Raw genomic sequence first — 26917 nt, 5'->3', positions numbered from 1 at the left:
CGTATAAAATACATTTTTATACAAAAAGGCAAAAAATACTCAGACACGATTTATAAAACGCTTACACAATGTCGGTTATTGAATTTTTTTTCATAACAAAATATTAAGAAAAACTTTAAAAAATAAGTGTTAGCTATGCGAATACCTATGATTGGTCATTTGTTCCCCTCCCATATAACCTATCTAGTCTCTATATAAATAACTGAAAATGCTCTTTTTCATAAAAAAAACTTGAAAGTAGGAATTCCTACTTTCAAGTTTACTTGTATTCTTTGTATTATATGCTATCCTAGTCTTTTTTTAAAAGAGTCATTTACTTTTATTTTACAACGCTATGCCGTTTTTCTAACTGGTGTTGTTTTCTGCTCAACCAAGGCAGTAGTTTGGCGTGTAAGACAAGGAATGCCACACTAACGATAAATCCTTTGATCAAGTTAAAAGGTACAATACCGATCAAAATGTAATTTGCCAGTGGCATACCTAACATTTGGGTTGCGTTTAGGCCTAAAAATGTTAAATAAAGAGGTGTGATTACAAAATAGTTCGCAATACTCATGAAAATGGTTAGTGCAAGTGTTCCACTGATCACGCCAAAAATTTGATTTTTTCCTTTTTGGTATTTGTTTCTTTTGAAGATGTAGAAAATCGGTAAAGTAAAGACCGCTGTTGAAAAGAAACTAGCGACGTCGCCAACTAGATTCTCCGGACTAAAACCGGTCATGATCAAATGTAAGATCGAACGTAAAAACGCGGTAATGATCCCCGCTAACGGGCCAAATAAAAACATGCTGATCAAAACTGGGATATCACTAAAATCGATTTTCAAAAAACTAAATGTTGGCATGATTGGAAATGAGAAAAATTGCAAAACCAATCCGATTGCAGCAAATAATGCGACCGCAACCATTTTTTGTACTCGGGTGTTCTTCATGTTGAAATCCTCCTGTTGGGATTCCTCTTCAGCGAACTATTCAACCACGTAAACACAAACAAAAAAACTCTATTTTCGCAGGGGAAAATAGAGTTAGAGTCATTTGTACATACGTATGCCAAATAAGCTCTATCTTCTTTATCCAGACTTTACTGTCGGTATCGGAATTTCACCGATTCAGCTACTCGCAAAAGTAGGTCGTGGACTATAACCACCGGTCGGGAATTTCACCCTGCCCCTGAAGACGAACCATATCTAATTTTTGTTTACCATTTTATTATACTTATTTCATAACAAAAAAGCAAGGTATTTAGCCTTACAAAAAGTAAGTTATTTATTTTGATTGATTCAATAACTGACTGATTTCTTTTTTATTCAGCTCACGATACTCACCAGGACGTAAACCTTGCAAGGTCAATTCGCCATATTTTTCTCGTTTTAATTTTTGCACAGGTAACCCGACGGCTTGTAGCATGTTTTTTACTTGGTGGTTACGGCCTTCATGGATCGTTAATTCTACGATACTATGATTCGTATGAGGATCAACAGATAAAATGGCATATTTTGCAGGTGACGTTTTCTTTCCTTCAATTTTGATTCCTTTTGTCAATGGGTTCAGCGCTGACTTAGTGGCGATCCCTTTGACTTTGGCAACATATACTTTATCAACTTCATGCTTGGGATGCGTCAATCGTTGCGCAAAATCACCATCATTCGTCAATAAAAGTATGCCAGAAGTATCATAATCTAGTCGTCCAACTGGATAGATACGCTCTTTGACCATTGGTAATAGGTCTGTCACTACTTTCCGGCCCTTGTCATCTGCTACAGCAGAAATGACCCCTTTTGGCTTATAAAGTAAATAATAGCCATATTCTTCTTGATAGATCGGCACTTGGTCGACTTCCACTGTATCGTGTTTGCCAACTTTTACGCCAAGTTCTTTGACGACTTGACCATTTACTTTTACTCGACCAGCCAAAATATATTCCTCGGCTTTACGGCGAGAGGTAATTCCTGCGTGAGCAATTACTTTTTGTAATCTTTCCATTATATGTTTTCTCCTTCATGCACGCCATCAAAAAATAAATCAAGGGCTGCGTCTTCTTCCAGTGAACGTTCGATATCTTGAATATCGGGTAACTCATTTAGCGATCTCAGACCAAAATAATCTAAAAAATGACTTGTGGTCCCGTAAAGGATCGGGCGACCTGGTCCATCGACTCGCCCTTTTTCTTCGATCAGTTGGTGTGCAGTCAAGCGTTGAATCGCGCCAGAAACTTGAACACCACGAATCAACTCGACCTCACTTCTAGTGATCGGTTGTTTATATGCAATGATTGCTAGTGTTTCGACTGCCGCTTGTGACAAGGTATTCGATGTCCCTTGCGCGTATCTTTTGACGATCGGCGCTAACTCCTTTTTGGTAGTCAGCACGAGTTGTTTTTCTGTTTCAAAAAGATGTAACGCTGTGTTGTCATTTGCTTCATAACTAGCTGCCAACTCTGCCACTAAAGCAGTCGTTTCTTCTCGTGTATAGGTCAGTAAGGCACTCAATTCTTCGATTGTCGTTCCTTCTTCTCCTACTATAAATAAGATTGCTTCAAGTTCACTTAATTTCGTCATGTTGTGTATCTCCTACTGCTGGATAAAGCATGATTGATTCATAATTTTTTTCTTGCTGAGCCACGATCTGTCCATTTTTCATCAATTCGAGGATCGCCAAAAATGTTGTGACGACTTCGTTTCTAGAAGGCGTTTCAAAAAAAGATTCGAACAAACAGCCATTTTTTTGAGAGACGATGCGCTGTTGGATAAATGTCATTCGTTCTTCGATTGTCGCATCATCAGGTGCGATCGTTTTTTCTTCTTTTTGAGCAAATTTCTTTCGTTCTAAAATTTTCTGCATGGCTTGAAATAAATCGATTTTTTTCACTTGTCCACGCTTCAATGGTTTTTCTTGCCCCAATAACTCATCGATTGCAGAAGGTTCTTTTGTGAAATACAAACTACGTTCTTCTGCCTTTTCAGTAAGCTTATCTGCTGCATACTTGAATTTGCGGTATTCTAACAGCTGATTGACTAATTCGTCACGAGGATCTTCTTCCCAAAATTCTTCTTCGTCATTGCTTACTTCTTGGATAGGCAATAATGTCTTACTTTTGATTGCCATCAGTGTTGCTGCCATGACAAGGTACTCTCCTGCCACAGCTAACTCAAGCGTCTTCATCGTATGGATATAGTTCATGTATTGTTCCGTGATAGTGGCGATCGGGATATCGTAAATATCGATCGACATATCTTGGATCAGATGAAGGAGTAAATCTAATGGACCTTCAAAGACATCTAATTTGATATTGATTTCTGACACATCATTCACTCTTCCTTATTTTCATTGATCCATCTACTTAAATAAGCTTCTGTGATATCCGTTGGATGGATCAACACATCGGGGTATTTTGCTTGCAATTCATTCAACATTTGAAACCCGATATTCTCCCCCCGGTAGGAAGGATTCAACGAAATATCGTGAATCGTCATCTGATCTTTATCATTCCAATGCACACCAATGATTCCTTGGATATTTGTAGAATCTTCTGGCGTATAGAAAAAAAGTTCATAATCCTCAGCAGATTCATAGGTATCGATCTCTTTTAGTAAACTTGATTCTGCATTTAACTTTTTATGAAAGCTCAATAGTCCCATCGCGATTTTTCGGTTTTCTTTTCGATAATGTGTTAACATTTTCTCACCATCCTATAAACTAAGCCCTTGGGAAATGCTGCTTGTAGACATCTGTCATTCTTTTTTTCGTGATATGTGTATAGATCTGTGTCGTTGAAATATCTGCATGACCTAATAGTTCTTGAACGGTACGTAAATCCGCCCCATTCTCTAGTAAATGTGTCGCAAAACTATGCCTCAATGTATGAGGGGTCACGTCTTTGTAGATCCCTGCTTCTCGAACAAGTTGTTTTAAATTTTTCCATATTCCTTGTCGAGAGAGACTTGAACCATGATGATTCAAAAAAACGTGGTTTTCAGATGGATTTTTGACTAGTAAAGGACGAACCTCATCCAAATAACGTTCTAACCATTGGATCGCATAATCGCCTAAAGGAATGATTCGTTCTTTATCTCCTTTACCTAAGGTTTGAACCAGCCCTAAAGACAAGTGCAAATCGCCTAACTTCAGTCCGACTAACTCACTCACACGCATCCCTGTTGCATACATGACTTCTAAAATAGCGCGATCTCTGATCCCTAAACTTTTCGATGTATCAGGTGTTTCGATCAGCCGTTCTACTTCCTTTAAAGACAATGTACTTGGCAACTTTTGGGCTTTCTTCGGTGTCTCGATGTGTTGCATTGGATCTTGTTCTGTATACCGTTCTTGTCGCAAAAATTGATGGAATTTTCTTAAACTTGTAATCATACGTGTAATCGTTGCAGAAGCCTTATTTTCCGCATGCAACGTTTCTAAATATTGGATGACGACAAATCGATCAATTGTTTGCCAAGAGGTTATCTCGTGTTCTTTTAGATAGTGCAAGTATTGATTCAAGTCTCGTTCATAACTTTTTCGAGTATTGAACGATAATCCACGCTCGATACTTAAATAGCGAAGATATTCATTGATTTCTTCTTCCATCCTTCTCACCTCATGCTTCTTTATCATATCAGATAGCCTTTGGTTTCGGTAGTCTATTTTTCAGTAGACACTTCAAAGAAAAAGCCGTCTATCAATTCAGACGGTCTTTCTTTCTTTTTTCTTATTATAGCATTCTTGGCAGATACCATGAAAGGTCAAACGATGATCTTTGACAAAAAAGTGGTAACGCTGTTCGATCACTTGTTCAACTTCACTTAGCAGATCTTCTTCGACTTCCTCGATCGTTCCACAATCTAAGCACAGGAGATGATGATGAAAATGTTTGGCTCCTTCTTTTCGCAGATCATACCGAGCCACACCATCATTGAAGCTAACTTTGTCGATGACTTTTAGATCCGTTAGAATCTCCAACGTCCGATAAACGGTGGCCAAACCGATCTCTGAGTTTTTCTTTTTGACTAGAAAGAAAACTTCTTCTGCTGACAAGTGTTCTTTTTCGTTCTCTAAGAGGACGAGCAAGGTTGCTTCTCGTTGTGGGGTCAGTTTAAACCCAGATTCATGTAGCTGTTGTTTTGTTTTTTTCATTACTGACATTGTATTCATGCCCATTTTCTCAACCCCAACAATTTATAATGATTATAATTAAGATATCTAATCAACCGTTCTAGATTAAAATTATTATAAGCTAGACGAGAAAAACATGCAAGTCATTCTCAATTAGATTTTTTCGCTAGTTTCGTCACGCCATCCTCTTGTTTGATCAATCCTTGTTTCAATAAATTACCAATTGCTCGCTTAAATGCCCCTTTACTGATCCCAAAGGCACGCATGATCTCATCTGGATCTGATTTGTCAGTGAATGCGATTTGTTGATCTGCTGAACGTTCTAAAATCGTTAAGATCATTTGTGCATCATCAGAAATCGCTTCGTGTGCACGTGGTTTCAAAGAGATATTCAACACACCATCAGGTCTAGCCCCAACTACGCGTCCTTCTAATTTTTCACCTAAACGTGGTTCGCGGTAACGTTCTGAAGGATGGATGAACCCAATATAAAAATCATCCGTCAGCAGATACGTGCCAGTCAGCTTCAAACGATAAGCGATTCCTGAGATGTTTTTATTTTTCAATTCTTCTGAACCATGCTTACTTAGTGATTTGAAGATTCTTTCTTCTGCTAGGCTTCCCCAAATGCGATCTTTCGCGTCAACGCGCAAAGCGATCATCAACTGATCCCCTTTTTTGGGCCACAACTCAGTCATTGTAGGTAACTCATCCAGCGAAACAACAAAATCTTTATCCGGTAAACCAATATCAATAAAGACACCTAGATCTTTTCTTGAAGAAGTGACTGTTCCAAAAGCATAATGACCAATGCGACTCTTCGGGATCACCGTTGTAAAACGATTCTCTTGTTTTTGATTCTGATAACCAAAACCTTCGACTGCTTCGCCGATCGTATGCTCTCCTTCCTCTTTGCTCAAACGGAAAGTTTGTCCATTTTTTTGGACAAAATAATTTTTTTCATTTTCGTCAATCACCATTGCGGTAAAGACATTTGCTAATAATTCGTTCATCTTTTTCTCCTTTTCTAAAAGGCCTTTGTATTCCAACATTTCTTTGCTATCATAACATAACGCCATGTTTATAGATAGAGATTCTCCATAAAAGCTTAAGCCGTCAGTGTTCGACTGAAATAGGCCATAAAACCCGAAAATATCCTCATATTTTTGGATTCTAAGGCCTATTTTTGACGCTATGATAGAAAGAAAAATTGCTTCTGGACCATTGTTGTTTTGCTTTGTAGGAATAGCAAATCAGGCTGATAGAACTATACTCTAGCTAACTACCACTGATCTAGTTACTACCGTTCCCACCAAACCAACCAGTTTTACAATTGATTGTGACAATATAAAATGGTAGAGCACTTTCACCGATACCATTCATCAAAGATGATTTAGTAGAAGTCGCATAAAGGTTGTAGTATCCTTCACCGTTTTCGATGCGAGCTTTCTCTAATCGATAGCCGCCCTCTACGATGTAGCCTCGTGCAATACTTGTTGCGATCACACTTTCTTTGACTCCTGGTGCCCAATTCCAAGCAGGATTAGAAGCATCTGCGACATCACTGGCTCTTGTTTCCATGATTGGACGGTTTGCGGAGTTAGTCGCTGGCGTTGTTTGTGTCGCCTCAGTTTGTTGAGCAGCTGCCTCAGCTTGTGCTTGTGCTTGCGCTTCAGCCTGCGCCTGCGCTTGTTTCGCTTCTTCGGCTTTCTTCGCTTCTTCAGCTTTCTTTGCTTCTTCGGCTTTCTTCGCTTCTTCTTTTTTCGTCAAAGCTTCATCGACTTTGTCCAATTCGGTCACAAGTGCTTTGACTAATTCTGTATTTTTTACTTTCGCCACTTCTGCTTTTGCTGTGTCGTACTGCTCTTTCGTTGCTGAATCTTTTACTTGACCATCTGCATAGATCACAGCAGTTTTTTCTTTTGCTGTTTGAAGTTGTTGATACTGTTTAGTTGCTTCATCTGTCGCTTTGTCGATCAATTGACCAAATGCTGTATCTTCTGTTTCAAAACTTTGGATCGCTTGGTCAGCTTTCAATTTGGGTTCTGCGATCAGTTGATCATCTGCGATAACTGGTGTAACAAACCATTCATTGACCGTTTGGATCTGTTTGATCTTTGATTGGATATCTTCAAAGGTTTTTTCCAGATCTGCATACCCTTTTTCATCTTTGACCTCATTCAATGATGCCCTTAATTTTAATAAGTCTTGATTGATCATACTTGTACGAATGAACTGTTCATCATCATCTGAATAAAACGCAGCTAAATCTGATTGTAAATCAGCCATTTTATCTTGTTTACGTTGGGTTTCGGCAGCGATTTCTGCTTGGACTTTTTGCTGATGATCATAATACATCCAACCCCCTGCACCAAGTAAAAGCACTGCCGCACTCGTCAGGTATAATCTTTTTTTGGATTTCTTTGATCCTCGATCATTTGGCAATTCTTCTTTTTTGATGGACGCATTGCTTGTTTCTTGTTCCTCAACCTTTGTCTGTTCCGGCTGTGTTTCCACCAGTTCAGTTGTTTCAGGAGCTTCTTTTGGTTGCGGTGCATCTGTTGAAGCAGCTTTCGTACTCTCAACCTTAGAACTTTCCTCTTCGATCGGTTCAGTCGTCTCTACAGGTTCTTCCGTAGAAACTGGGGCAGTTTCTTCTATATTTGTAATTACGTCTACTTGTTCTTCTGTACTTGTTGAAGAATCTTCGACCACAGTATCTTCAATGATCGTTTCTTCTGTTGGTTCTTCCACTGGTGGCTCTTTTATTGCATCCTCTTGAGATTTTTCAGGAGAAACTTGCTCCGTTGTATTTTCCGACAAGCGAATGTCGACTGAATCCTCACCCGTTGCTGCCGCCGTTTCGATCATTCGAAGCAGCTCTTTTGCGTGTTCTTCAGTCGTATCTTCACGATGCGCCTTGATGTAAGCAGCTAGAATGGAATTTTCTTCTTCATTGTTTACTGCTTCTTTTAATTCAGCTACTCGTTTTTTCTGCTGCGCTTTTTCTCTTTGCTCAGAGGTAGCAGAGTGATCTGTCTCTGTTTTTTCTTTGCCAAGATTGGTATTTTCTTTTTTATCTACTTGATCATCCTTTGACTCAGTGCTCGTGTCACTTGAGTCAAACAACTCCATGACAGACTCCAACGGTAGATCTTTTAGTTCTGACCACTCGATTGGATCATTTACGATACTGTCTGGATAAACTTCCTCAGCTGTTTCGTCTAACGATTGATTTCCATCTGTTTGGGGTAATTGTGTCAGTTCATCTTGTTGTGGTTCAAAGTCACATTCTGGACATTTTGATTGATCTTTGATTTTTTCTGATCCACATTTTGGACATTTTTTTATCACTTAGCGATCGGCTCCTTTACTAGGTTTTCGCTACCATTAAATCTACCATAATCTAATCCACACGCCAATAGGATATCCTAAGGATTTTATAAAAAAACAACTAAGTCTTTCAGTAAAAAATAAATAACGACCGTAATGAGCTACTTTGTTTAAACGGACCTTTGTTGAAAGTTAGTCGAATTGTTTGATAAAAAACAAACCCTCAATAGCTGGAGAGATCTCCTACTTTGAGGGTTTTCTATCATTCAAGAAAAATGATCTGTTTTTTTGTTTAAAAAATTATTTCTTGATTATTCCAAGAAATCTTTCAATTGTTTTGAGCGTGATGGGTGGCGAAGTTTTCTTAATGCTTTTGCTTCGATTTGTCGAATACGTTCACGAGTCACGCCGAAGACTTTACCTACTTCTTCCAACGTACGTGTACGGCCATCATCTAAGCCAAAACGCAAACGTAAGACGTTTTCTTCACGATCTGTCAAAGTATCTAAGACATCTTCTAATTGTTCTTTCAATAATTCATACGCTGCATGTTCCGCAGGACTAGTTGCTTCTTGGTCCTCGATAAAATCACCTAAATGTGAATCATCTTCTTCACCGATTGGTGTTTCTAATGAGACAGGTTCTTGAGCGATTTTTAAGATTTCGCGTACTTTTTCTGTAGGAAGATCCATTTCAGCACCGATTTCTTCAGGCGTTGGTTCTCTTCCTAAGTCTTGTAGTAATTGACGTTGGATACGGATCAATTTATTGATGGTTTCCACCATATGCACTGGAATACGAATCGTACGGGCTTGGTCAGCAATCGCACGTGTGATCGCTTGACGGATCCACCAAGTTGCGTAGGTAGAAAATTTGAACCCTTTACGGTAGTCAAATTTTTCAACAGCTTTCATCAATCCCATATTTCCTTCTTGGATCAAATCTAAAAATTGCATCCCACGACCCACATATCTTTTGGCAATACTTACAACTAAACGAAGGTTAGCTTCAGCTAAGCGTTGTTTCGCTTCCTGGTCACCTTCTTCGATCTTCAATGCTAATGCTACTTCTTCTTCTGCAGTTAAAAGGGAGACGCGGCCAATTTCTTTGAGGTACATCCGAACAGGATCATTGATTTTGACGCCTGTCGGTGCAGAAAGATCTTCTGTTTTCGCTTGTTCTGCTTTTTTCTCAGCACTTTTCAGACTATGGATCGATGGTTCACCATTTTCGTCAACGACGCTGATACCTGCGTCCTCTACTTTTTGGATCAACTTATCCATTTCATCTGCATTTAAAGTGAATGGTGTCGCAAGTTTATTTGATAGATCATCATAAATCACTTGCCCTTTTGGTTTATTTTCTTTAATGAACGCTGCCACTGCTGCTTCATATTTTTTAACATCTGTTCCATTTGCCATAAAAGAAGGCCCCCTTTAAGTAGCTATTCGGCTTGTTTTAACTGTTTCGTTAAATTGATGATCTCAATCGTCAATTCCAATTCTAACTGTTTGTTCCCAGTACGTCGTGCTTCTTGCTGCATCTGTTTTTTTGTTATGATTTCTTCAGCTAAGCCCGATTTACTGATCACTCTCAGTAAGTCTTGGATCTCACGTGGCGTACTTTCTTCAGCCATTCGCATATATTCGATCTCGACCACTATCCGCCTTAAATTTTCATCTTGCAAGAAGTCTAAAAACTCCGCAAGTTTGAATTCTCCATTTTGAGATACAAACGCATCAAATAAAAAATAGATTTCTGCATAAGTATCATGAATAAATTGAACGCCTTGTTCCTTGAGTAGATTACGCACAGCAAGTTCTTTGAACGCTCGATACAATAGCATTTGTTCTGCTTTTTCAACCTGAGATAGTGGGCGTTTTTGTCTGATCGTTCCAGATTTTACGGACACCTGCTCTGTCGTTGGTTGAGCTTGTTCTTGCTTGGTTGGTTGATTCTTTCGGCGCAGATCACGTATTTGTTTTTGCAGCGTTTCTCGACTCAGCTGAAATTCTGCTGATAACTGCGTTAGATACATGTCTTGTTCGATTGGCGAAACAACTTTACTCAATTCACTTAGTACCGCTTCAAGATATTCAATTTTATCTTTTTCATTTTCCAGATTTTTTTCTTGCTTCAAATAACGCGATTTAAAAGCAAAAATGGTTTCTCGTCCGTGTAAAACTAATTCTTGAAAAGCCTCTTCCCCATACTTTCTCAAGTACTCATCTGGATCGAGTTTTTCTGGGATCGCTACGACAGATAATTGCATTCGACTATTTTGACGCAGTAGTTCGATGCCTCGGTTCGTAGCTTCTACACCCGCACGGTCACCATCATAACAAAACACTAATTCTTTTGTCAGTTTTTCCATCTGCTGGATCTGTTGAGTCGTCAGACTTGTTCCCATGGAGGCTAAACCAGTCTTGACACCCGCTTGCCATGCAGCGATAACATCCATAAATCCTTCGAATAGTAAGATTTCACCCGACTTGCGGATCTCACTACGTGCTTTGTCTAAGTTGAATAAGACTTGTCTTTTGTTGAATAGATCCGTTTCAGGACTGTTCAAATATTTTGGTTGATCTTTTGCATCGTGTTCACTAGCCAAGTAACGACCAGAAAACCCGATCGTCCGACCTTGACCATTACGAAGAGGAAACATGATCCGTTGATAAAAACGATCCGACATCCGTCCATCATCATGTGTCACAAACAAGCCGGACTGCTTGAATACTTCCTCAGAATAGTCTTCATTTTGGAACACTTGTTGTAAAAATGAGCGTTCATTTGGCGCAAAACCGATCTTGAATTCTTCGATCAACTCGGTGGTCAGACCACGTTCGAGTAAATAATTTAACGCTGGCTCACCTACTTTTGTGTGCAACAACATGTGATGATAAACTTCTACTGCTTTTTCATGAGCCGCGATCAATTTACCAGTAGCTGAATCTCCGGTTTGAGTAGTCAGCGTTTGTTGTCGCCACTGATCTTCGAGTTGGATCTGTTCTAAATCAGCGACCTTGACCACTGCTTCTGGAAAAGACAGACCTTCCAATTCTTGAAGAAACGTAAAGACATTCCCACCTTTTCCACAACCAAAGCAATGGAAAATCTGCTTATCTTCCGCAACCGAAAATGAAGGAGTACGTTCTTCATGGAAAGGGCAGAGACCTAAATAATTCTTCCCAGATTTTTTCAACTGGACGTATTGCCCAATCACCTCAACGATATTCGTTTGATTACGAATCGTCTCAATGGTCTCTTGAGGGATCCTTTGAGCCATATTCTCACCCCCTGCATTAGTTGATATCTCATACTCATCGACAAGACATTTCAGGAGAATAACCGGTAAAAAATCGCACTAACGAAAATCAGTGCGATTTTAAAGGACACAATTATACATGTTTCATTGTACCATATTCCTATACTTTTTCAAGTGATAGATACTGGATTATATGACATTTTCTTCCACTTGAGTATGATGAGTTTTATTTGCATTTACTTTATTCAATAATTTGTTTTGTATGCCTAATTTCCAATATCCTAAACGTAATAACACATTCAAAACCATAAAGCCAACAAAATATGGCCAAGTATTTCCTAACCCAAGATTGACTTCTAATATATGATGGAAAAGCATCGCAGCAACATAAATACCGACCACTGTGGTGACTGCTAAGAAAATCCGTAATAGATTGAATGGCAAGCAGGCTTTGATCACTGCCAGACAGCTGATCCCAATCAATAAATAATACATCAATGTCGTTGTTTCACCAGATGTCCAACCTTGGTTGTGACCGATCAGGTAAATCGCCACAGTATTGAAAGCAACAAGCAATGCATTAGGTAATGCATTGACTAGCGCAGTAGGCAGATAGCGATAATCGACTTTTCGTTTATCATTCTCAAATGATAAGAAGAAAGATGGATACCCTTCGATAGCAAGATCGATCAACGTGATCTGGATCGGAATAAATGGGAATCCGATAGCCGTCACTGCACATAAAATCGATAAGATAAATGAATAGATTGTCTTAATAAAGAAAATACCTGAAACTTTCGTTACGTTATTCACGACTCGGCGTCCCTCAAACAATACCTCGGGCAATGTCGTAAAATCAGAATCTAACAAGACAAGATTAGCAATTTGTCGTGTCGCTCCGTCTCCTTCTGCCATCGCAATACTACAATCGGCTTCACGTAAAGCCAATACATCGTTTACGCCATCTCCAGTCATTGCAACTGTTCGTCCACTTGCTTTCAGTTCGTTGACTAAGAGTTTCTTTTGTTGCGGACTCACTCGCCCAAAAACTGTATATTGATGCGCCGCTTTTCTGACTTCTGCTTCTTCTGTCAAATCAGATAGATCAACATACGATTGATAGTTGGGCAAATCAGCACGTCGCGCAATATTTGACACCGTAAAAGGATTGTCTCCAGAAATCACTTTCAAGTCTACCCCTTCTTCGTGTAGATAAGCTAAGGTTTCTTGCGCGTTTTTACGGATAGGATCATCGATTTCAAACAAAGCAATCGGTTCAACCCCTTGAGGATCGCCTGAAGACAACGTTTGATTGGGAGCAAGACCTAACATCAATACACGAAACCCGTTGGCCTGGGCTTCCACTAAACTTTCCGGCAACTGATCGTCTGCCACTAACCGTTCCGGAGCCCCGACATAGACTACACCTAGTTCAGGAAATTCCATTGCGCCCCATTTGCGGTCAGATGAAAAGGCTAATTTTTCTCCGACATCGTAACGATTAGAAATCTCGAAATACTCTCTCAACGCACGCATTGTGACATTGTTATCGCTACTTTCAGCTAAATATGTCCCCATAATGGTTGGAATCATTTTTTCATAGGTTTTATTTAAGGGTTCGACTCGTTGGATGCTCATTTTCCCTTCGGTGATCGTCCCTGTTTTATCAAGACATAATGTATCTACATGTGCCAATGTTTCGATCGAATACATATCTTGGACTAAGATTCGTTTCTTCGCTAGTTTAGTTACACCAGTCGTCAATGCGATACTGATCAATAACACTAATCCTTTTGGTAACATTCCCAGTAAGGCCGCCGCAGAAGCAACGACTGATAGTTGGATCGACGCATTTCGAATGAACAAAGCTTCCAAGAATAAGATGATCCCTAAAGGAATGATCACAAAACTTGTAAACTTAGATACTTTGCGGATCGATTCCACAAGTTCCGAATGAATTTCCTTGTGTGTTTTTGCTTCGTTGGTCAAGCGGACAGCATAATTATCTGCCCCAACACGGATAACTGTAGCAAAGACAGAGCCACTAGTCAGGTAACTACCAGAAAGTAATTCTGCTCCTGACTCTTTGACGATCAAATCAGATTCACCGGTCAGTAAAGCTTCATTTGCCTCTGCCCGACCACTGATCACTTGCAAGTCTGAAGGAATCTGTTCACCCGCACCGATTTTTACAAGATCGCCTAAAACTAGTTCTTTCGTTGCAATCATCTGTTCTTTCCCATCACGAATGACGGTTACTTCCGCCTGTGAGACGATTGATAATCGGCGCACAAGATTACGCGCATGGATTTCCTGATAGATCCCCATGGTGATATTTACAAAAATAATTGCTAAGTAAGCCATGTTTGAATAGGCTCCAACTAGTAATAAGCATAGTCCTATTCCTAAGTTCAAAAAATTGAATAATGTTAAAATATTATCGCTGAAAATTTGTTTCGTACTTTTTGTAGCATCCTCTTGGTAATCATTCTGTTGACCAGAGGCACGTCTTTGGCTCACTTCATTTTCTGTAAGTCCCTTTAATTCTTTCATTTCCATATCACGCCAACTTTCAAAAATAATCACTTCAATTAGTCTAGCTGTTTCTACGATTAAAAACAACTCGTTTTTTTAATTTTAAAAAAAGATAGAAAAATCAAAAAACAGCGGATCTGTTTTCTATTTTTCTATCTCACCATATACTTCACCTAGAAAAATCACAGAAGAGAATCGTTTCTTCGAACCATCTATCAAGAACTTGGCTGATTGAATACAACGATCACGTGACTTTTCTTCTTGTGCTTCTTCTACTTATACTGCTCTTCTAAACGGCTCATCCACCAGCCTAGTGCAGCACCAGCAATGAATAACACTAGACATGCCAAGATACCTAAAATGCCAAGTCCACTATAATTTGTAGGAATGATCATGATCGTGGATGCAAAAACAATGCCTAGAATAAAATGGAATAATTTGCTATAAGCTTTTGAGAAAATAAAATCCATTACTTTGGAAAGACCTAGTACACACACGATTCCGCCGATTGCAATAGGAATGATCACTTCTAAACGCACTTCTTTAAATCCATCAGCCATCGCTTTATACAGTCCCATGTAAACTAAAAAATTCGATGGACTTAATCCAGGAACGATCATTCCGAGACCAATCAAACCGCCTGCCATCATCCAGGTATAGACATTTTGTTCTACTTGCCCATCAAATAAACGGGCACCATATAACAAGAAAAGATAACCTAAAATAAATGTCACAACCATAATAATGAGATCTGTATTGTTTCGGCCTTTTTTCCCTGACTCTTTCCATAAAGCGGGCACCGTTCCAGCAATACATCCCACAAAGAACCACAAAATCGTTGTTTCATAGGCCCCTAGTAAAAAACTGACTAAAAAAGACAGCAAGAATACGCCAGTGACACCACCTAAGCCGACTGGTAAAAAGAATAAGACGTTTTCTTTAAAGTTTCTAGTGATATGTGCTAAGAATGAAATCAGCCGCTCATACATTCCAAATACTGCTGCTAAAGCTCCTCCGCTCACTCCCGGCAAGATAAATCCTGAGCCGATAAACATTCCTTTGAAAAATCTTAATCCCCAATCTTTCGTTGTATTCTCTCTTTTCTCCATTACTTTTTGATTTTCTTCCACTCGTCCAAGCACTCCTTCTTTCCATTCATTGTATTCATTATTCGTCTTGCTTTGATTTGCAGTTGGTTCGATCCAACAGGCTTAAAAAATATTTTCATACCATTCAAGAAACTGTTGGTTCATCTTCACTACATCTGCATAAAACATATTACCACCATTATGGTATAAATACCCACCATTATACAATAATGACTGGATTCGCCAATAGCGATAGGTTTTTTTGTTGTCATTGCCTAAAAGCGGACTCAACACATCCCTAGAATACTCTTCGGCTAAACGGACCGTGTTCTTCCCGCCTCTTTCGTTGACGTAAGCAATATAGTCTTTGCCAAAATTGTACGCTTGGATCGCTGTCGCCAGATCGCAACCTAATGCTTTCGCCTCAGCTATCATCTCTGAGAGGTATTTGACTCCTTGGTCAATACTTCCTTCTTGTGTCGTGATCGCCTCCATCTGTCCATAGGCACTTTCCGAACTTTGCATCAAATCGACACCATTTCCTCTTGATTCAGTAAGTATGATTGCCTTCACTAGATTCTCATGTTCTTGCATTTGATACTTTTCTAATGCTGACGAAATCTCTGGCTGATAATTTTCTACACGCTTGATCGATTGATATGTTCTACCGAATAGAAAAAGAATCGTTGCCAGAATCGTGAAGACAAATAGACCTACGATCATACGGAAGATTGATTTTCTTTTTTTCTTCATTCAAACCCACCTAGCTATTTGACATCTTTTTTTATCTTACTATTTCTTTTCATTCTTGGCTATTTTTTCTCTGTTTTTTCTTATTTAATTTAATAAAAAATGAATGTTTCATTTTCCCTTTCATCTTACGAAAATGATCGTTCGTTTTATAGAGTTTCGATTTCTAAAATAGATAAAGAGCGTTATAATTCAAAATAGTAGGTGATAAATGTGAAAAGAGAAAAGAAATTTGCAAAAATGGCAGATGGTACTGACATCTATTATGAAAAAAGTGGACATGGATTTCCCCTCTTGCTACTTCATGGAAATGACGGGAGCGGTGATTTCTTTTCAGAACAAGTGCCCGTTTTAGAACAATACTTTACGATCTATCTCATCGATAGTCGCGGGCATGGACAATCGACAAATCAAGCAGGAACATTGAATTTTCGTTTGATGGCAGATGATTTATTGACAGTCATGCTGCTGGAACAAATCTCACAAGCGAATATCTTGGGATTTAGTGATGGAGCCAATCTTGCCTTAGTTTTTTCAAGCAATTATCCAGATAGGGTCAATCGCTTGATTTTAAATTCGGGTAATACACGGTTGAATGGGGTTCTCTGGTCCTCACGACTACTCAGTGCTTTTCACTATTTCTTTGTTTGGTTGCGCGCACTGTTCCAGCCACATTTACGTCAGCATTTATTGGTCATCGATTTATTGCTTCATGATATTGGCCTCACGACAGAACATTTAGAAAAAATCAATTGCCCAACACTGATCATCGTCGGTAAAAAAGATGTCATCAAACTGAAACATTCGCTTTATTTAGCGAAAACGATCCCTAATGCTTCATTTGTTCTCGTCACAGGACAAGGACACCAATTAGCTCGCCAAAACCCAGAACGCTTCAATCAAGAAGTTTTAGACTTCTTGACAAAATAAATTTGAAAATAGTAGGTGATTTTTTGTTCAAGCCAATCATTCAGTGGTTCAAAAGCCACTTGAGACTTATCAAAACGATTTTTTTGATTTCTGTATTAGTGATTATTATTCGTGAATTGATGACAATCAGTACTTTGTTATCTGCGGACCAACTAGCTCAAACATTTTCCACGATCCCACTCTGGAAAATTGGTGTCATGTTTTTGATTGGGTTGATTTCTATTCTACCCATGATTGGATATGATTTGATTTTCAACAAGTTACTAAATCAAAAGCAAAAGCCATTATATTTATTTGAAACAAGTTGGATGATCAATACCATTAATAACATTGCTGGATTTGGTGGCTTTGTCAGTATCGGTTTACGATCCGAACTCTACGGTCAAAGAAAAGATAGCAAACAAGTCATGCAAGCTTTATCTAAAGTATTTTTATTTTTGATGGCGGGTTTATCTCTGTATAGTTTAGTCTCGTTTTTTATGGTCTTCTTTACTCCTGTCGCTCCGTTTCTTAAACAGTATTGGATTTGGTTGATTGCCGGTGGTTTGTATTTCCCCATCGTTTTTATTTTTACCACGATCAAAAAAGAAGGCTATGTTGGTGGTCTTTCAATTAAATCCCAAGGGCAATTGTTACTCGTTTCCTTATTGGAATGGACGGGTGTCTTAGGAACCTTTCTTGCAGTCGGCTATTTGATGGAGATCCCCATCGATCTATGGCAAACAATCCCTCTATTTATCGCTGCTTCAGTTATCGGGATCATCTCAATGATCCCAGGAGAAATCGGTAGTTTTGATGTGATGATGATCTTTGGTTTATCAGCTCTAGGTATCCCTAAAGAAACCGTTGTGATCTGGATCTTACTTTATCGGATCTTCTATTACTTTATTCCATTTTTCATTGGATTAGTTTTCTTCTTTAAAAATGTCGGTGTATCGATCGACCAACGATACTCTGGTATTCCAAAGCAATTAGCGACCCAGATTGCCCGGAAGATCCTGGTGATCTTAATGTATTTTTCTGGCATCATGTTGGTTCTTTCAGCAACGATCCCGCAAGCATTTACTGAGTTTCGTTGGTTGCATCATATCAATCCTATAAAGATGCATTTTATTATGCAATTTCCAAGCATATTGTTAGGCTTCTTGTTTGTTATTATGGGACGAGGCATCGCAGCCAGAGTCAAGCGTGTCTACTGGCCAACCATTTTTTTGATCCTTGTTTCATTAATTTATGTTGGACTGAATGATCTAAGCACTACTGGCATTATTTTCTTACTATTGCTATTAGGTATCGTGATCGCTTCACGTAATGAATTGTTCAGAGATCAATTTATCTACTCGTGGGAATGGTTGACGATCGATGGGTTGATCATAGGTGCATTGACCGTTTTATATATCGTGATCGGTGTTTATAATATGCCCACTTTCCCACATCGTAATCATCGGTTTATTTCATTTTTTCTATTTCCATCAGAAAAAATTTGGTTGTCTGGTTTTCTAGCAATTTTAGCAGTAGCCTTTATCATGATTTTATTTGTCCACTATCTCCAAGGTAAAAAATCACAAGTTGGACAAGAGTTAGATGAAGCGGTCGCCACCACGATTTTAGAAACTTACGGCGGTAATTCAGATAGTCAACTGATTTTTTTGAAAGATAAACGGATGTTTACCTATGAAAAAGACGGGGAAGCAACCGTCTTGTTACAATTTGCTAGTTATAACAATAAGTGTGTGGTGATGGGCGATCCCTCAGGCAAAAAAGAAGATTTTCCAGAAGCGATCGAAGCCTTTATCGCAGAAACAGATCGCTTATGCTACTTGCCAGTCTTTTATGAAACGAGCGAAGAACTGGTTATGATCCTTCATGAATTTGGCTATGATTTTATCAAAATGGGCGAAGAAGGCCATGTTTCGTTAGCCGACTTCACGACTTCTGGGAAAAAAATGAAAGGCACACGTGCGATACTGAATCGCATCGAACGAGAAGGATTCACGTTTGAGGTACTTCAGCCCCCATATTCATCCCAACAAATGGCTGAGCTTAAAACCATTTCTGATCGTTGGCTAGGCAGTCGCAAAGAAAAAGGCTTCTCATTAGGTTTCTTCTCAGAAGACTATTTACAGCGAGCACCGATTGCAGTCGTCAAAAACGATCAAGATGAGTTGGTCGCTTTCGCCTCGATCATGCCGACTTATACGAATGATAAGATTGGAACGATTGATTTGATGCGCTATGATCCAGATACTGCCCCTTCCGGCAGCATGGACTATTTATTCATCCATCTTTTTGAATATATGAAGGAGGAAAATATCCGATGGTTCAATTTGGGTATGGCTCCTTTGTCTAATGTTGGGACTTCAAGAAAAAGTTTCATTCAAGAACGGATTGCTTATCTAGTCTATGAATTTGGCTCACATTTCTATTCTTTTCAAGGGTTGAGAGAATACAAAGATAAATATGCCACCAACTGGAAATCTCGCTATACACTTTATTCAAGAGATAGTTGGATCGCTTATGTAATGATCACGTTATTGATCATTGACAATGCGCCCGTTGATCAAAAAACAAAACCTTTGAATGGCTTAAAAAAATGGTTCCGTAAATAAAAAAACGCCTGATTTTGCTGTTTTAGTCAAAATCAGGCGTACTTTGTTTATTCATAAAACATTTTTTCCTTCTGTTATAAATCATCAATCGTATATTCAGAGTAACCTTCATAAAAATAACTCACATCGATCCCTTTCATATACAGTTCACGATCGGAAATCTTATCTGTCAACGCGTTAGAAATCAAATAGCTGATTTTTAAGTCATTGATCGGACTACGTTCCATTGCAGATAAATAATCCGACTTGTCAATTAGATTCCAGTCAACCACTTTCTGTATCTCCGATTTCAAAATGAGATCTAACCAAATTCTAGTACTCCTACCGTTCTCTTCACGAAAAGGATGAGCGATGTTCATCTCTACATTTTTTTTGATGATTTCTTCAAAAGTAGACTGTGGCATTTGGTCAATATGTTTTAGAGAATACTCTAAATACATGACCGGCGCAAACCGAAAATTTCCCTTTGCACTATTTACTGAGCGAATTTCCCCAATAAAATCATCGATTTCAGAAAACAAATAGTCATCGATTTCGCTCAACCCTTTGAACGTTCAAATTTCTAATTCATCTATTCTTCCAGAATCTCATAAAATGTTGTTCGAAGATTCCCCCCACAAAAAAAAAGCGAGAAACCCAAAAATTCAAAGAAATTTTCGAGTTTGCTCGCTTTTTTATCGGTGATTAACACTTCTATTACAACCATTGGACAAGATATTCAAGTAAATACCTTGTCCACAGGTTTTATATTTTTTTTATATAAATACTTACGCTTCGATTTCTGTTACCATTCCTGAACCGACAGTTCGACCACCTTCACGAATAGAGAAAGTCGTTCCTTGTTCGATTGCCACTGGATGGATCAATTCTACGTCGATGGTTACGTTGTCACCAGGCATAACCATTTCTGTTCCTTCTGGCAACACGATCGTACCTGTTACGTCTGTTGTGCGGAAATAAAATTGTGGGCGGTAGTTATTGAAGAACGGTGTATGACGTCCGCCTTCTTCTTTCGTCAATACATAAACTTCCGCTTTGAATTTTGTATGTGGTGTGATTGAACCAGGTTTCGCAATTACTTGACCACGTTCAATATCTTCTCTTTGAATACCACGTAACAAGATTCCGACGTTATCTCCAGCTTCGCCATAATCTAACGTTTTACGGAACATCTCTACCCCTGTCACAACCGCTTTTTTCGTTTCAGGTTTGATTCCGATGATCTCGATTTCATCACCGACACGAACAGCTCCACGGTCGATCCGACCAGATGCTACCGTTCCGCGACCAGTGATTGAGAAAACATCTTCAACTGGTAAAAGCAATGGTTTGTCGGTATCACGTTCTGGTGTTGGGATATAGTCATCCACTGTTTCCATCAATTCATTGATCGCAGCTTCTGCTTCTGGGTCACCTTGCAATGCTTTCAATGCAGAGCCTTTGATGACAGGTGTGTCATCACCTGGGAAACCATATTCATTCAATAATTCACGAACTTCCATTTCTACAAGATCGATCAATTCTTCATCATCGACCAAATCAACTTTATTCAAAAATACAATCAAATATTTTACACCAACTTGACGTGACAAAAGGATATGCTCGCGAGTTTGAGGCATTGGTCCGTCTGTCGCAGAAACAACTAAGATCGCACCATCCATTTGAGCGGCACCTGTGATCATGTTCTTCACATAATCCGCATGTCCTGGTGCATCGATATGTGCATAGTGACGTTTATCAGTTTCATATTCTACGTGTGCTGTGTTGATGGTGATCCCACGTTCACGTTCTTCTGGAGCTGCATCAATGCTTGCATAATCTTGAGGATTTGCTAAGCCTTTTTTCCCTAATACTGTCGTGATTGCAGCAGTCAATGTGGTCTTCCCATGGTCAACGTGCCCAATGGTTCCGATGTTTACGTGTGGTTTACTTCTATCAAAATGTTCTTTTGCCATAATTAACAAACCTCCTAAATAGTCTTATGCACTGAATGATTTCAGCTCATCGTCCATAACAGTTTTTTCAGTATAAACTCAAAAAAACCATCTACACTTACTTTTTGTAAGTTATGAACAAACCCTATTATACGTCAAAATTGGTCAAAGTCAATTAAAGTGTTTCGATACACTATTTCAATAAAAGTGAGTGGGACATTAGTCTTCACGCATATTCTAAAAGGGAATATACAGCGGGGACAGAAGTAAACTCTTCGGAAATAAGACGGCAGCCACAAAAATTTGAAGAACAATTTACGTAGCTGTCGTCTTATTTCTCGAGCCTAAATACTTCTGTGCCGACCTCTGTCATAACGCTATTGTTATTATTGACAGCGTTCGTTTTCTATTAGTAATAGTCATACTCTCAACTTTGTAAAGTATCGGTTTCCATATCGAATTCTAATTGTTTTGCTGCATTCAACTGATCACTGTAGTAACTTGCAAGTTCTTCTGCAGAAGCTTGTGTCAAATTGTTAAATGAGAAAGTCGCATATCTCCCATGATTTTCTTTACATATCGAATTGATTCTAAGTCCAGTTTTCTCATCCATAAATAAATAAGCTTTCCCAGGTGTAAAAGTGGGAGTAACTAATTTTTTGGAACGAAGTCTAAATCCGTTATAACTCATTTGATACATCTCAAATGATTGGGATAGATAACTTAGTTGTTTCTTTGTTACAATGCTCAATGCTTCACTGTCGCTTTCAATTGTTCGATTTTTACCAATCAAAATCGCATAGAATAATCCATAGAGGTTATACACTGACCATAGAAGTGTCACAATATAGCCTGTTTCATATCCTTCTCCTCGATAAAGTCGGTACAATGCAACGATAGAGGCGAAAGCGATCCAACCAAATAGTAACATGTGAGGAAAAACTGTTCGCCAATCAAATGATTGACTGTCAACAAGTTCCTTTTTTGTCACTTTGAATTTTTTTTCCGAATGAAAGAACTCTTTGATCAATGCTCTAGTATGGATCGGCGCGACAAAACAATCATAGATATGCGAAGTAGTAAGATTCCTGATCTTAGGAACATACAACCGAAACGAAAGAGAAATCATGACAAACGGTGGTAAAAAGAACAATAATAACTGATTGTTGTTACTTCGAACAATAAATATATCAAAGACCATAAAAAGAGTTGGTGCTAATAAAAAAATGATTTTTTGAAATGAAGTAAACCAGTACAAATAAGAATTATAGTAACACAATTTTTGCATACGAGATAACCCTTTAAATTTACGTGGTTTAAAATGGTCAAATATTTGCTTTGTACCTTGGGCCCAACGTGTCCGTTGAGAGGACAGCTCTCGAGCTGTATAAGGCGTGATTCCCAAAGCATAAGCTTTATTTATGAAAATCGTTTCATAACCAGCATTTTGCAATAACATCCCTGTTGCCATATCTTCAGTAATGCTTTTTGTTGGGACGCCACCTATCTCCTCTAAAGCACTGCGTCGAATGATAGCGTTGGTCCCGATATGGATCAACGCATTTTCACGTGAAAGAGCTGGTTCTAAAAAACGCATAAATAATTCCTGTTCATTGTAAAATGATTTTCTCAATAATTGGAAGGGATCTTTATTATAAAAAGTTTGAGGATATTGAATTAACGCAACCTTTGGATTTCTAAAATAATCGATAGCCTCGTAAATAATATTTTTCTTAACGATGAAATCAGCATCTAAAAGCAAAATCAAGTCGCTACTTGTTTGTGAAAGTGCATAGTTGATATTTCCTGCCTTTGCGTTCTCGTTACCTTCTCTTGTCAGATAACCAATATGGTATTTTTCTGCAAGTTCTTTCAATTCCTCACGATGACCATCATCACAAATATATATTTCCTTATTTGGATAACGTAACGCTTTGACAGCCAAAGCAGTCGCAATCACTAATTTATTATCCTCATTATACGTACATATAAACGCTGCTACACTTGGTTGAAATGGCTCCTCATCGTAATGAACTCTCATGGACTCTTTCGACAACTTATTAGAAAACAAGTAAATAAAAAAACCATACACAAATAAACCAATAAATTCTGCCACATATAAAATAAGACCGAAAGTTAATGATATCACGCCATCATTTGGGATCGTGTAGAAAAGACGCCAGATCAAGTATACAACCAAAAATGCTAAAGTTAATTTGGAAAAGAATGGTTTTATCTTATTGTTTCTTTTTGCTAACACATAAAGTCCAAAAATTATACCAAACAAACCAACTAAATAATACAGTTCCATTTTAATACCACCTTTCATAACATTATTATATAATTTGTGTTTTTTTAAGCAAAGCAACTAGCTCTCCTAAAATTCGATTATCGTAAGCTCAACTTTGAAAAATGTTCTCACAGAAAACTTAAGTATTTTATACATAAAACGGCGAATATGCCATTATTATATATAAATACGATAAATTTTGGACTTTCGATAGACGAATAATAGATTTTGTTGAATAATAGTATCCGAGGTGAAAAAAATGATAAAAAAATTGATAGCATTATTGATTGTATTGGGAATTTTCCTAGGAGGAAGCTTTATCGCTTATGATTATTTCTATGGCGGTGAAACTTATTATACAAAAATCACCACTAACGGAGAAAAAGAAGTTGACTCAGCAGACAATGACATGGACGTTTCTATTTATGTATACGACCAAAATGCTTACAACGCACAAGGAGAAGAAAAAGCAGTCACTTTACGTGAAGCGAGAGAACGTCCTTTAAAAATGGATGCTTATTTAAAACTAAAAGTCAATTCACGTAAAGGCGTCATCAGTTGGGAAGAAGTAACAGCTTCTCAAGTGCCGGACAAAGCGTTAGATCAATTAGATCAATGAACCAGTTTACAATAAACAACACAAAAAAGGCAGTCAACACCCACAAGACTTGAAAAACGATCTTCGTGGATATTGACTGCTTTTTTACTATTCACTTTTATTTGGTTTCTTTGATTCATCTAAAAGAAACTATAGACGATTCAATACTTCATCCACATTTTTAATCATGACAGAGATCGTACCATCAGGATTATTGACAAATTCAATCAGATCCGGGTTACGATAAACGTCTACTGGTACAATCAATTCAATGCCATTTGATAAACGGAATTTTTGCTTTCCGAATTTTTTCTCTGAGATTTCTTGTACTTCTTTCACTGGTGGTGCTTCTGGAATAAAGCCTTGTTCTTTGACTTCTTCTTGGAATGCTAACTTGGCAGTGATATTTTCTTTGAATACTTTCTCCGCGATCATTTCATGATCCAATCTACCTTTTTCTTCGATCGTATCATACACAGCTTCTTTTAAGTCCGCCATGATATCGAATTCTTCTGCTTCAAACTTCTTGCCTAGCTGCTTCGCCACTTTTTTTATCACTTTGACGTTGTCTTCCAAAGAAGGTGCCGGGACGCTCTCAATCACTTTTCCCGAAAAGTACCATTCTTTTTTACCAGAGAACTCATAGCGTTTTTCAATCAACTCATACGTCAGATCTGTCAGATTGACTGCTAAGGCTTCATCTGCTTTTTGAGATTTTGAGCCAAGGATCGCTCGGTTCAAAATCAAACGGTTGTCAATACCGGCTTCATCTGCTTCCACATAGTGAGTATAAGCATCACGATAATTCACTTTCAATAAGGCTAAATACATCACAGTGTCTACTTCATACAAGACAACGAAAACATCTGCACTAGGTGCTTCCTCACTTTCTGCATAGATGTCAAACCACCGTTGGACTAAACGCTCACTTTCTTCGACAAAATTTTCTTGACACTGTTTCAAGTTTTGAGAAAATAGGCTTTCTTCAGTGAGTTGCCCTGTTTTAGTTTGTGCAGAAGAGATTTTTTGGATCTTCTTTTGTAGAAAGTCCCTGACAAAATCTTTCGTAAGATCCAGTTCTTGTTGTGAAAATACAGGAGATCCTGTTTCTCGATCAATAATATGCAAGATTGCTTTTTTTAAATAGATATCCATCGTTTCATTCCTTTCAGCTCTAGTTTACGGAAAATCAAACAAAAATACCAGAGACAAAATGGAACGAACAAAAAAATATTTTATAACAAACAAAATACATTTCTTTTTTTAGAAAATAAGCTACACTTAAAGTGTACTAAAATCAAAGGAGCTGAAAGTATGAATTCACTAACATCTACTTACCGTTTATCAAATGGCTATGAAATCCCTGTTGTCGGTTTCGGTACTTGGCAAACCCCTGACGGAGACGTTGCTGTTTCCTCAGTTAAAGAAGCATTAGCTGCCGGTTATCGTCATATTGATACCGCTCAAGGGTACAAAAACGAAGAAAGTGTCGGACAAGCAATCAAAGAAAGTGGTGTTCCAAGAGAAGAGATTTTCTTAACGACTAAACTTTGGAACGAAAACCATAGCTACGATCTAGCAATGTCCTCTTTCGAAGAGTCCTTAAAAAAATTACAAACAGACTATGTGGATGTTTTCTTGATCCATTGGCCTAATCCAGTTTCTTTCCGCGAAAATTGGCAAGAAGCGAATGCCGAAACATGGCGTGCTTTTGAAGAGTTATACGAAGCTGGCAAAATCAAAGCGATCGGTGTCAGCAACTTCTTACCGCATCACTTAGATGAACTTGCAAAAACAGCAAAAATCATGCCAATGGTCAATCAAGTATTTCTTGCTCCAGGCGAATTGCAACCACCTGTTGTTGAGTACGCGAAAAAACATGATATGGTCCTTGAAGCATATAGCCCTCTTGGCACTGGTAAAATCTTCGACGTCACAGAAATGCAAGAGATTGCCAACACACACAATAAGAGCGTTGCCCAAGTAGCGCTACGTTGGTCATTACAACACGATTTCTTACCATTACCAAAATCTGTTACACCAAGCAGAATCAAGGAGAACACTGAATTATTTGATTTTGAGCTATCAGAAGAAGAAATGAAGACGATCGACCAATTAGATGGTGTCGTTGGCAAAGCAAAAGATCCAGATACTACACAATTTTAAAGGTAAAGGATAGTGATATTCTATGAACCCCGTGGACCGCTTAGATCGTTTATCTGAAAAAGTGACTCAGACATTTGATCCAGATTTTATCTTTTTGATCCGTCCAGAAAAAATCCAGCATTTTCCTGCTCGAAACTGGTCAAGGGATGAAAAACTTGCGGAAATAAAAAAACGCTTGGATCATTCATTGATGACGATGCAATGGCAAGGACATGAGGTCATCTATTCACCTGAACTAGTCACCTTTGCCTTATTGCCAAAAAAATAACTAGATGAGGGAGCATTAGTCTGTGGACTTTTGCTCCCCTTTT

The 26917-nt window shown here is 38.4% G+C and carries 22 protein-coding genes, 1 pseudogene and 1 riboswitch; of the genes and pseudogenes, 5 read left to right on the top strand and 18 right to left on the bottom strand.

Annotated features, from left to right (window positions below):
- Positions 1-319 precede the first annotated feature (319 nt).
- From IGJ49_RS05140 to IGJ49_RS05075, 14 genes are all read right to left on the bottom strand, one after another.
- Positions 320-931, bottom strand: coding sequence for an ECF transporter S component (locus tag IGJ49_RS05140; protein WP_077151649.1), 612 nt, complete (start codon positions 929-931; stop codon positions 320-322).
- A 127-nt stretch (positions 932-1058) separates the two neighbouring features.
- Positions 1059-1181, bottom strand: a riboswitch (FMN riboswitch).
- 84 nt (positions 1182-1265) lie between these two features.
- Positions 1266-1982, bottom strand: a complete 717-nt coding sequence (locus IGJ49_RS05135) for a pseudouridine synthase (protein WP_010735779.1) — start codon at positions 1980-1982, stop codon at positions 1266-1268.
- Entirely contained in the window at positions 1982-2557 is a 576-nt protein-coding gene (scpB, locus tag IGJ49_RS05130; RefSeq protein WP_438722608.1) for an SMC-Scp complex subunit ScpB, read from the bottom strand. The genes IGJ49_RS05135 and scpB overlap by 1 nt, the downstream gene beginning before the upstream one ends.
- Complete coding sequence (locus tag IGJ49_RS05125; RefSeq protein ID WP_438722606.1) at positions 2541-3311, bottom strand: segregation/condensation protein A; 771 nt, start codon at positions 3309-3311, stop codon at positions 2541-2543. The genes scpB and IGJ49_RS05125 overlap by 17 nt, the downstream gene beginning before the upstream one ends.
- Entirely contained in the window at positions 3308-3676 is a 369-nt protein-coding gene (locus tag IGJ49_RS05120) for a GNAT family N-acetyltransferase (RefSeq protein WP_019723231.1), read from the bottom strand. The genes IGJ49_RS05125 and IGJ49_RS05120 overlap by 4 nt, the downstream gene beginning before the upstream one ends.
- Before the next feature lie 19 nt (positions 3677-3695).
- Entirely contained in the window at positions 3696-4583 is an 888-nt protein-coding gene (gene xerD, locus IGJ49_RS05115; protein WP_023519470.1) for a site-specific tyrosine recombinase XerD, read from the bottom strand.
- A 96-nt stretch (positions 4584-4679) separates the two neighbouring features.
- Positions 4680-5153 (bottom strand): ferric iron uptake transcriptional regulator, encoded by a 474-nt coding sequence (gene fur / locus IGJ49_RS05110; RefSeq protein ID WP_023519469.1) that lies wholly within the window; start codon positions 5151-5153, stop codon positions 4680-4682.
- Between the two features lie 104 nt (positions 5154-5257).
- A complete protein-coding gene (locus tag IGJ49_RS05105; RefSeq protein WP_010735785.1) occupies positions 5258-6121 on the bottom strand; it encodes a CvfB family protein in 864 nt (287 codons plus the stop codon).
- A gap of 280 nt (positions 6122-6401) precedes the next feature.
- Positions 6402-8462 (bottom strand): cell division site-positioning protein MapZ family protein, encoded by a 2061-nt coding sequence (locus IGJ49_RS05100; protein WP_438722604.1) that lies wholly within the window; start codon positions 8460-8462, stop codon positions 6402-6404.
- A gap of 290 nt (positions 8463-8752) precedes the next feature.
- The gene (rpoD, locus tag IGJ49_RS05095; protein WP_010735787.1) at positions 8753-9862 is read right to left on the bottom strand and encodes an RNA polymerase sigma factor RpoD; all 1110 of its coding nucleotides are present in this window, start codon (positions 9860-9862) and stop codon (positions 8753-8755) included.
- A 23-nt stretch (positions 9863-9885) separates the two neighbouring features.
- On the bottom strand, positions 9886-11727 hold the full coding sequence (dnaG, locus tag IGJ49_RS05090; protein ID WP_438722602.1) for a DNA primase: 1842 nt from the start codon (positions 11725-11727) through the stop codon (positions 9886-9888).
- A gap of 168 nt (positions 11728-11895) precedes the next feature.
- Positions 11896-14265 carry a cation-translocating P-type ATPase gene (locus IGJ49_RS05085; RefSeq protein WP_194179700.1) on the bottom strand — a complete coding sequence of 790 codons (2370 nt, stop codon included), beginning with the start codon at positions 14263-14265 and terminating at the stop codon, positions 11896-11898.
- A gap of 248 nt (positions 14266-14513) precedes the next feature.
- On the bottom strand, positions 14514-15350 hold the full coding sequence (locus IGJ49_RS05080; RefSeq protein WP_041684401.1) for a DUF368 domain-containing protein: 837 nt from the start codon (positions 15348-15350) through the stop codon (positions 14514-14516).
- A gap of 102 nt (positions 15351-15452) precedes the next feature.
- On the bottom strand, positions 15453-16082 hold the full coding sequence (locus IGJ49_RS05075) for a lysozyme family protein (RefSeq protein WP_010735791.1): 630 nt from the start codon (positions 16080-16082) through the stop codon (positions 15453-15455).
- A 210-nt stretch (positions 16083-16292) separates the two neighbouring features.
- Here IGJ49_RS05075 and IGJ49_RS05070 point away from each other — a divergent pair, with 210 nt between their 5' ends.
- Positions 16293-17009, top strand: a complete 717-nt coding sequence (locus tag IGJ49_RS05070; RefSeq protein ID WP_010735792.1) for an alpha/beta fold hydrolase — start codon at positions 16293-16295, stop codon at positions 17007-17009.
- A gap of 23 nt (positions 17010-17032) precedes the next feature.
- A complete protein-coding gene (gene mprF, locus IGJ49_RS05065; RefSeq protein ID WP_178946743.1) occupies positions 17033-19618 on the top strand; it encodes a bifunctional lysylphosphatidylglycerol flippase/synthetase MprF in 2586 nt (861 codons plus the stop codon).
- 74 nt (positions 19619-19692) lie between these two features.
- Here mprF and fic read toward each other — a convergent pair.
- The 3 genes and pseudogenes from fic to IGJ49_RS05050 form a co-directional block, all read right to left on the bottom strand.
- A pseudogene (gene fic / locus IGJ49_RS05060) lies at positions 19693-20205 on the bottom strand (protein adenylyltransferase Fic); the annotation flags it as partial.
- A 180-nt stretch (positions 20206-20385) separates the two neighbouring features.
- Positions 20386-21573, bottom strand: coding sequence for an elongation factor Tu (tuf, locus tag IGJ49_RS05055; protein WP_023519460.1), 1188 nt, complete (start codon positions 21571-21573; stop codon positions 20386-20388).
- Between the two features lie 406 nt (positions 21574-21979).
- Positions 21980-23863, bottom strand: coding sequence for a glycosyltransferase (locus IGJ49_RS05050; RefSeq protein ID WP_438722599.1), 1884 nt, complete (start codon positions 23861-23863; stop codon positions 21980-21982).
- Between the two features lie 241 nt (positions 23864-24104).
- Here IGJ49_RS05050 and IGJ49_RS05045 point away from each other — a divergent pair, with 241 nt between their 5' ends.
- Positions 24105-24461: a YxeA family protein gene (locus IGJ49_RS05045; protein WP_029594083.1), complete on the top strand. Its 357-nt coding sequence runs from the start codon at positions 24105-24107 to the stop codon at positions 24459-24461.
- A 129-nt stretch (positions 24462-24590) separates the two neighbouring features.
- Here the strand turns inward: IGJ49_RS05045 and IGJ49_RS05040 are convergent, their stop codons facing one another.
- Positions 24591-25595, bottom strand: a complete 1005-nt coding sequence (locus IGJ49_RS05040) for a nucleoid-associated protein (protein ID WP_019723512.1) — start codon at positions 25593-25595, stop codon at positions 24591-24593.
- Positions 25596-25754: 159 nt separating this feature from the next.
- On the opposite strand from IGJ49_RS05040, the gene IGJ49_RS05035 reads away from it, so the two are divergent.
- Both IGJ49_RS05035 and IGJ49_RS05030 read left to right on the top strand, forming a co-directional pair.
- A complete protein-coding gene (locus tag IGJ49_RS05035) occupies positions 25755-26606 on the top strand; it encodes an aldo/keto reductase (protein WP_438722597.1) in 852 nt (283 codons plus the stop codon).
- Positions 26607-26628: 22 nt separating this feature from the next.
- Positions 26629-26874, top strand: a complete 246-nt coding sequence (locus IGJ49_RS05030) for a hypothetical protein (RefSeq protein WP_010735801.1) — start codon at positions 26629-26631, stop codon at positions 26872-26874.
- Positions 26875-26917: the final 43 nt, after the last annotated feature.

Source organism: Enterococcus sp. AZ171 (assembly GCF_051714005.1).
Lineage (GTDB): Bacteria > Bacillota > Bacilli > Lactobacillales > Enterococcaceae > Enterococcus_B > Enterococcus_B pernyi.
Note: the sequence above shows the minus strand (reverse complement) of the source record. Positions and strands in the feature narration are given on the sequence as shown.

Bases quoted from the DNA above. Each gene is read 5' to 3' on its own strand.
- IGJ49_RS05105 (WP_010735785.1), bottom strand. From the start codon at position 6,121: ATGAACGAATTATTAGCAAATGTCTTTACCGCAATGGTGATTGACGAA.
- IGJ49_RS05075 (WP_010735791.1), bottom strand. From the start codon at position 16,082: ATGAAGAAAAAAAGAAAATCAATCTTCCGTATGATCGTAGGTCTATTT.
- xerD (WP_023519470.1), bottom strand. From the start codon at position 4,583: ATGGAAGAAGAAATCAATGAATATCTTCGCTATTTAAGTATCGAGCGT.
- IGJ49_RS05085 (WP_194179700.1), bottom strand. From the start codon at position 14,265: ATGGAAATGAAAGAATTAAAGGGACTTACAGAAAATGAAGTGAGCCAA.
- IGJ49_RS05035 (WP_438722597.1), top strand. From the start codon at position 25,755: ATGAATTCACTAACATCTACTTACCGTTTATCAAATGGCTATGAAATC.
- IGJ49_RS05120 (WP_019723231.1), bottom strand. From the start codon at position 3,676: ATGTTAACACATTATCGAAAAGAAAACCGAAAAATCGCGATGGGACTA.
- fur (WP_023519469.1), bottom strand. From the start codon at position 5,153: ATGGGCATGAATACAATGTCAGTAATGAAAAAAACAAAACAACAGCTA.
- dnaG (WP_438722602.1), bottom strand. From the start codon at position 11,727: ATGGCTCAAAGGATCCCTCAAGAGACCATTGAGACGATTCGTAATCAA.
- tuf (WP_023519460.1), bottom strand. From the start codon at position 21,573: ATGGCAAAAGAACATTTTGATAGAAGTAAACCACACGTAAACATCGGA.
- IGJ49_RS05050 (WP_438722599.1), bottom strand. From the start codon at position 23,863: ATGGAACTGTATTATTTAGTTGGTTTGTTTGGTATAATTTTTGGACTT.
- rpoD (WP_010735787.1), bottom strand. From the start codon at position 9,862: ATGGCAAATGGAACAGATGTTAAAAAATATGAAGCAGCAGTGGCAGCG.
- IGJ49_RS05135 (WP_010735779.1), bottom strand. From the start codon at position 1,982: ATGGAAAGATTACAAAAAGTAATTGCTCACGCAGGAATTACCTCTCGC.
- IGJ49_RS05040 (WP_019723512.1), bottom strand. From the start codon at position 25,595: ATGGATATCTATTTAAAAAAAGCAATCTTGCATATTATTGATCGAGAA.
- IGJ49_RS05030 (WP_010735801.1), top strand. From the start codon at position 26,629: ATGAACCCCGTGGACCGCTTAGATCGTTTATCTGAAAAAGTGACTCAG.
- IGJ49_RS05080 (WP_041684401.1), bottom strand. From the start codon at position 15,350: ATGGAGAAAAGAGAGAATACAACGAAAGATTGGGGATTAAGATTTTTC.
- scpB (WP_438722608.1), bottom strand. From the start codon at position 2,557: ATGACGAAATTAAGTGAACTTGAAGCAATCTTATTTATAGTAGGAGAA.
- IGJ49_RS05140 (WP_077151649.1), bottom strand. From the start codon at position 931: ATGAAGAACACCCGAGTACAAAAAATGGTTGCGGTCGCATTATTTGCT.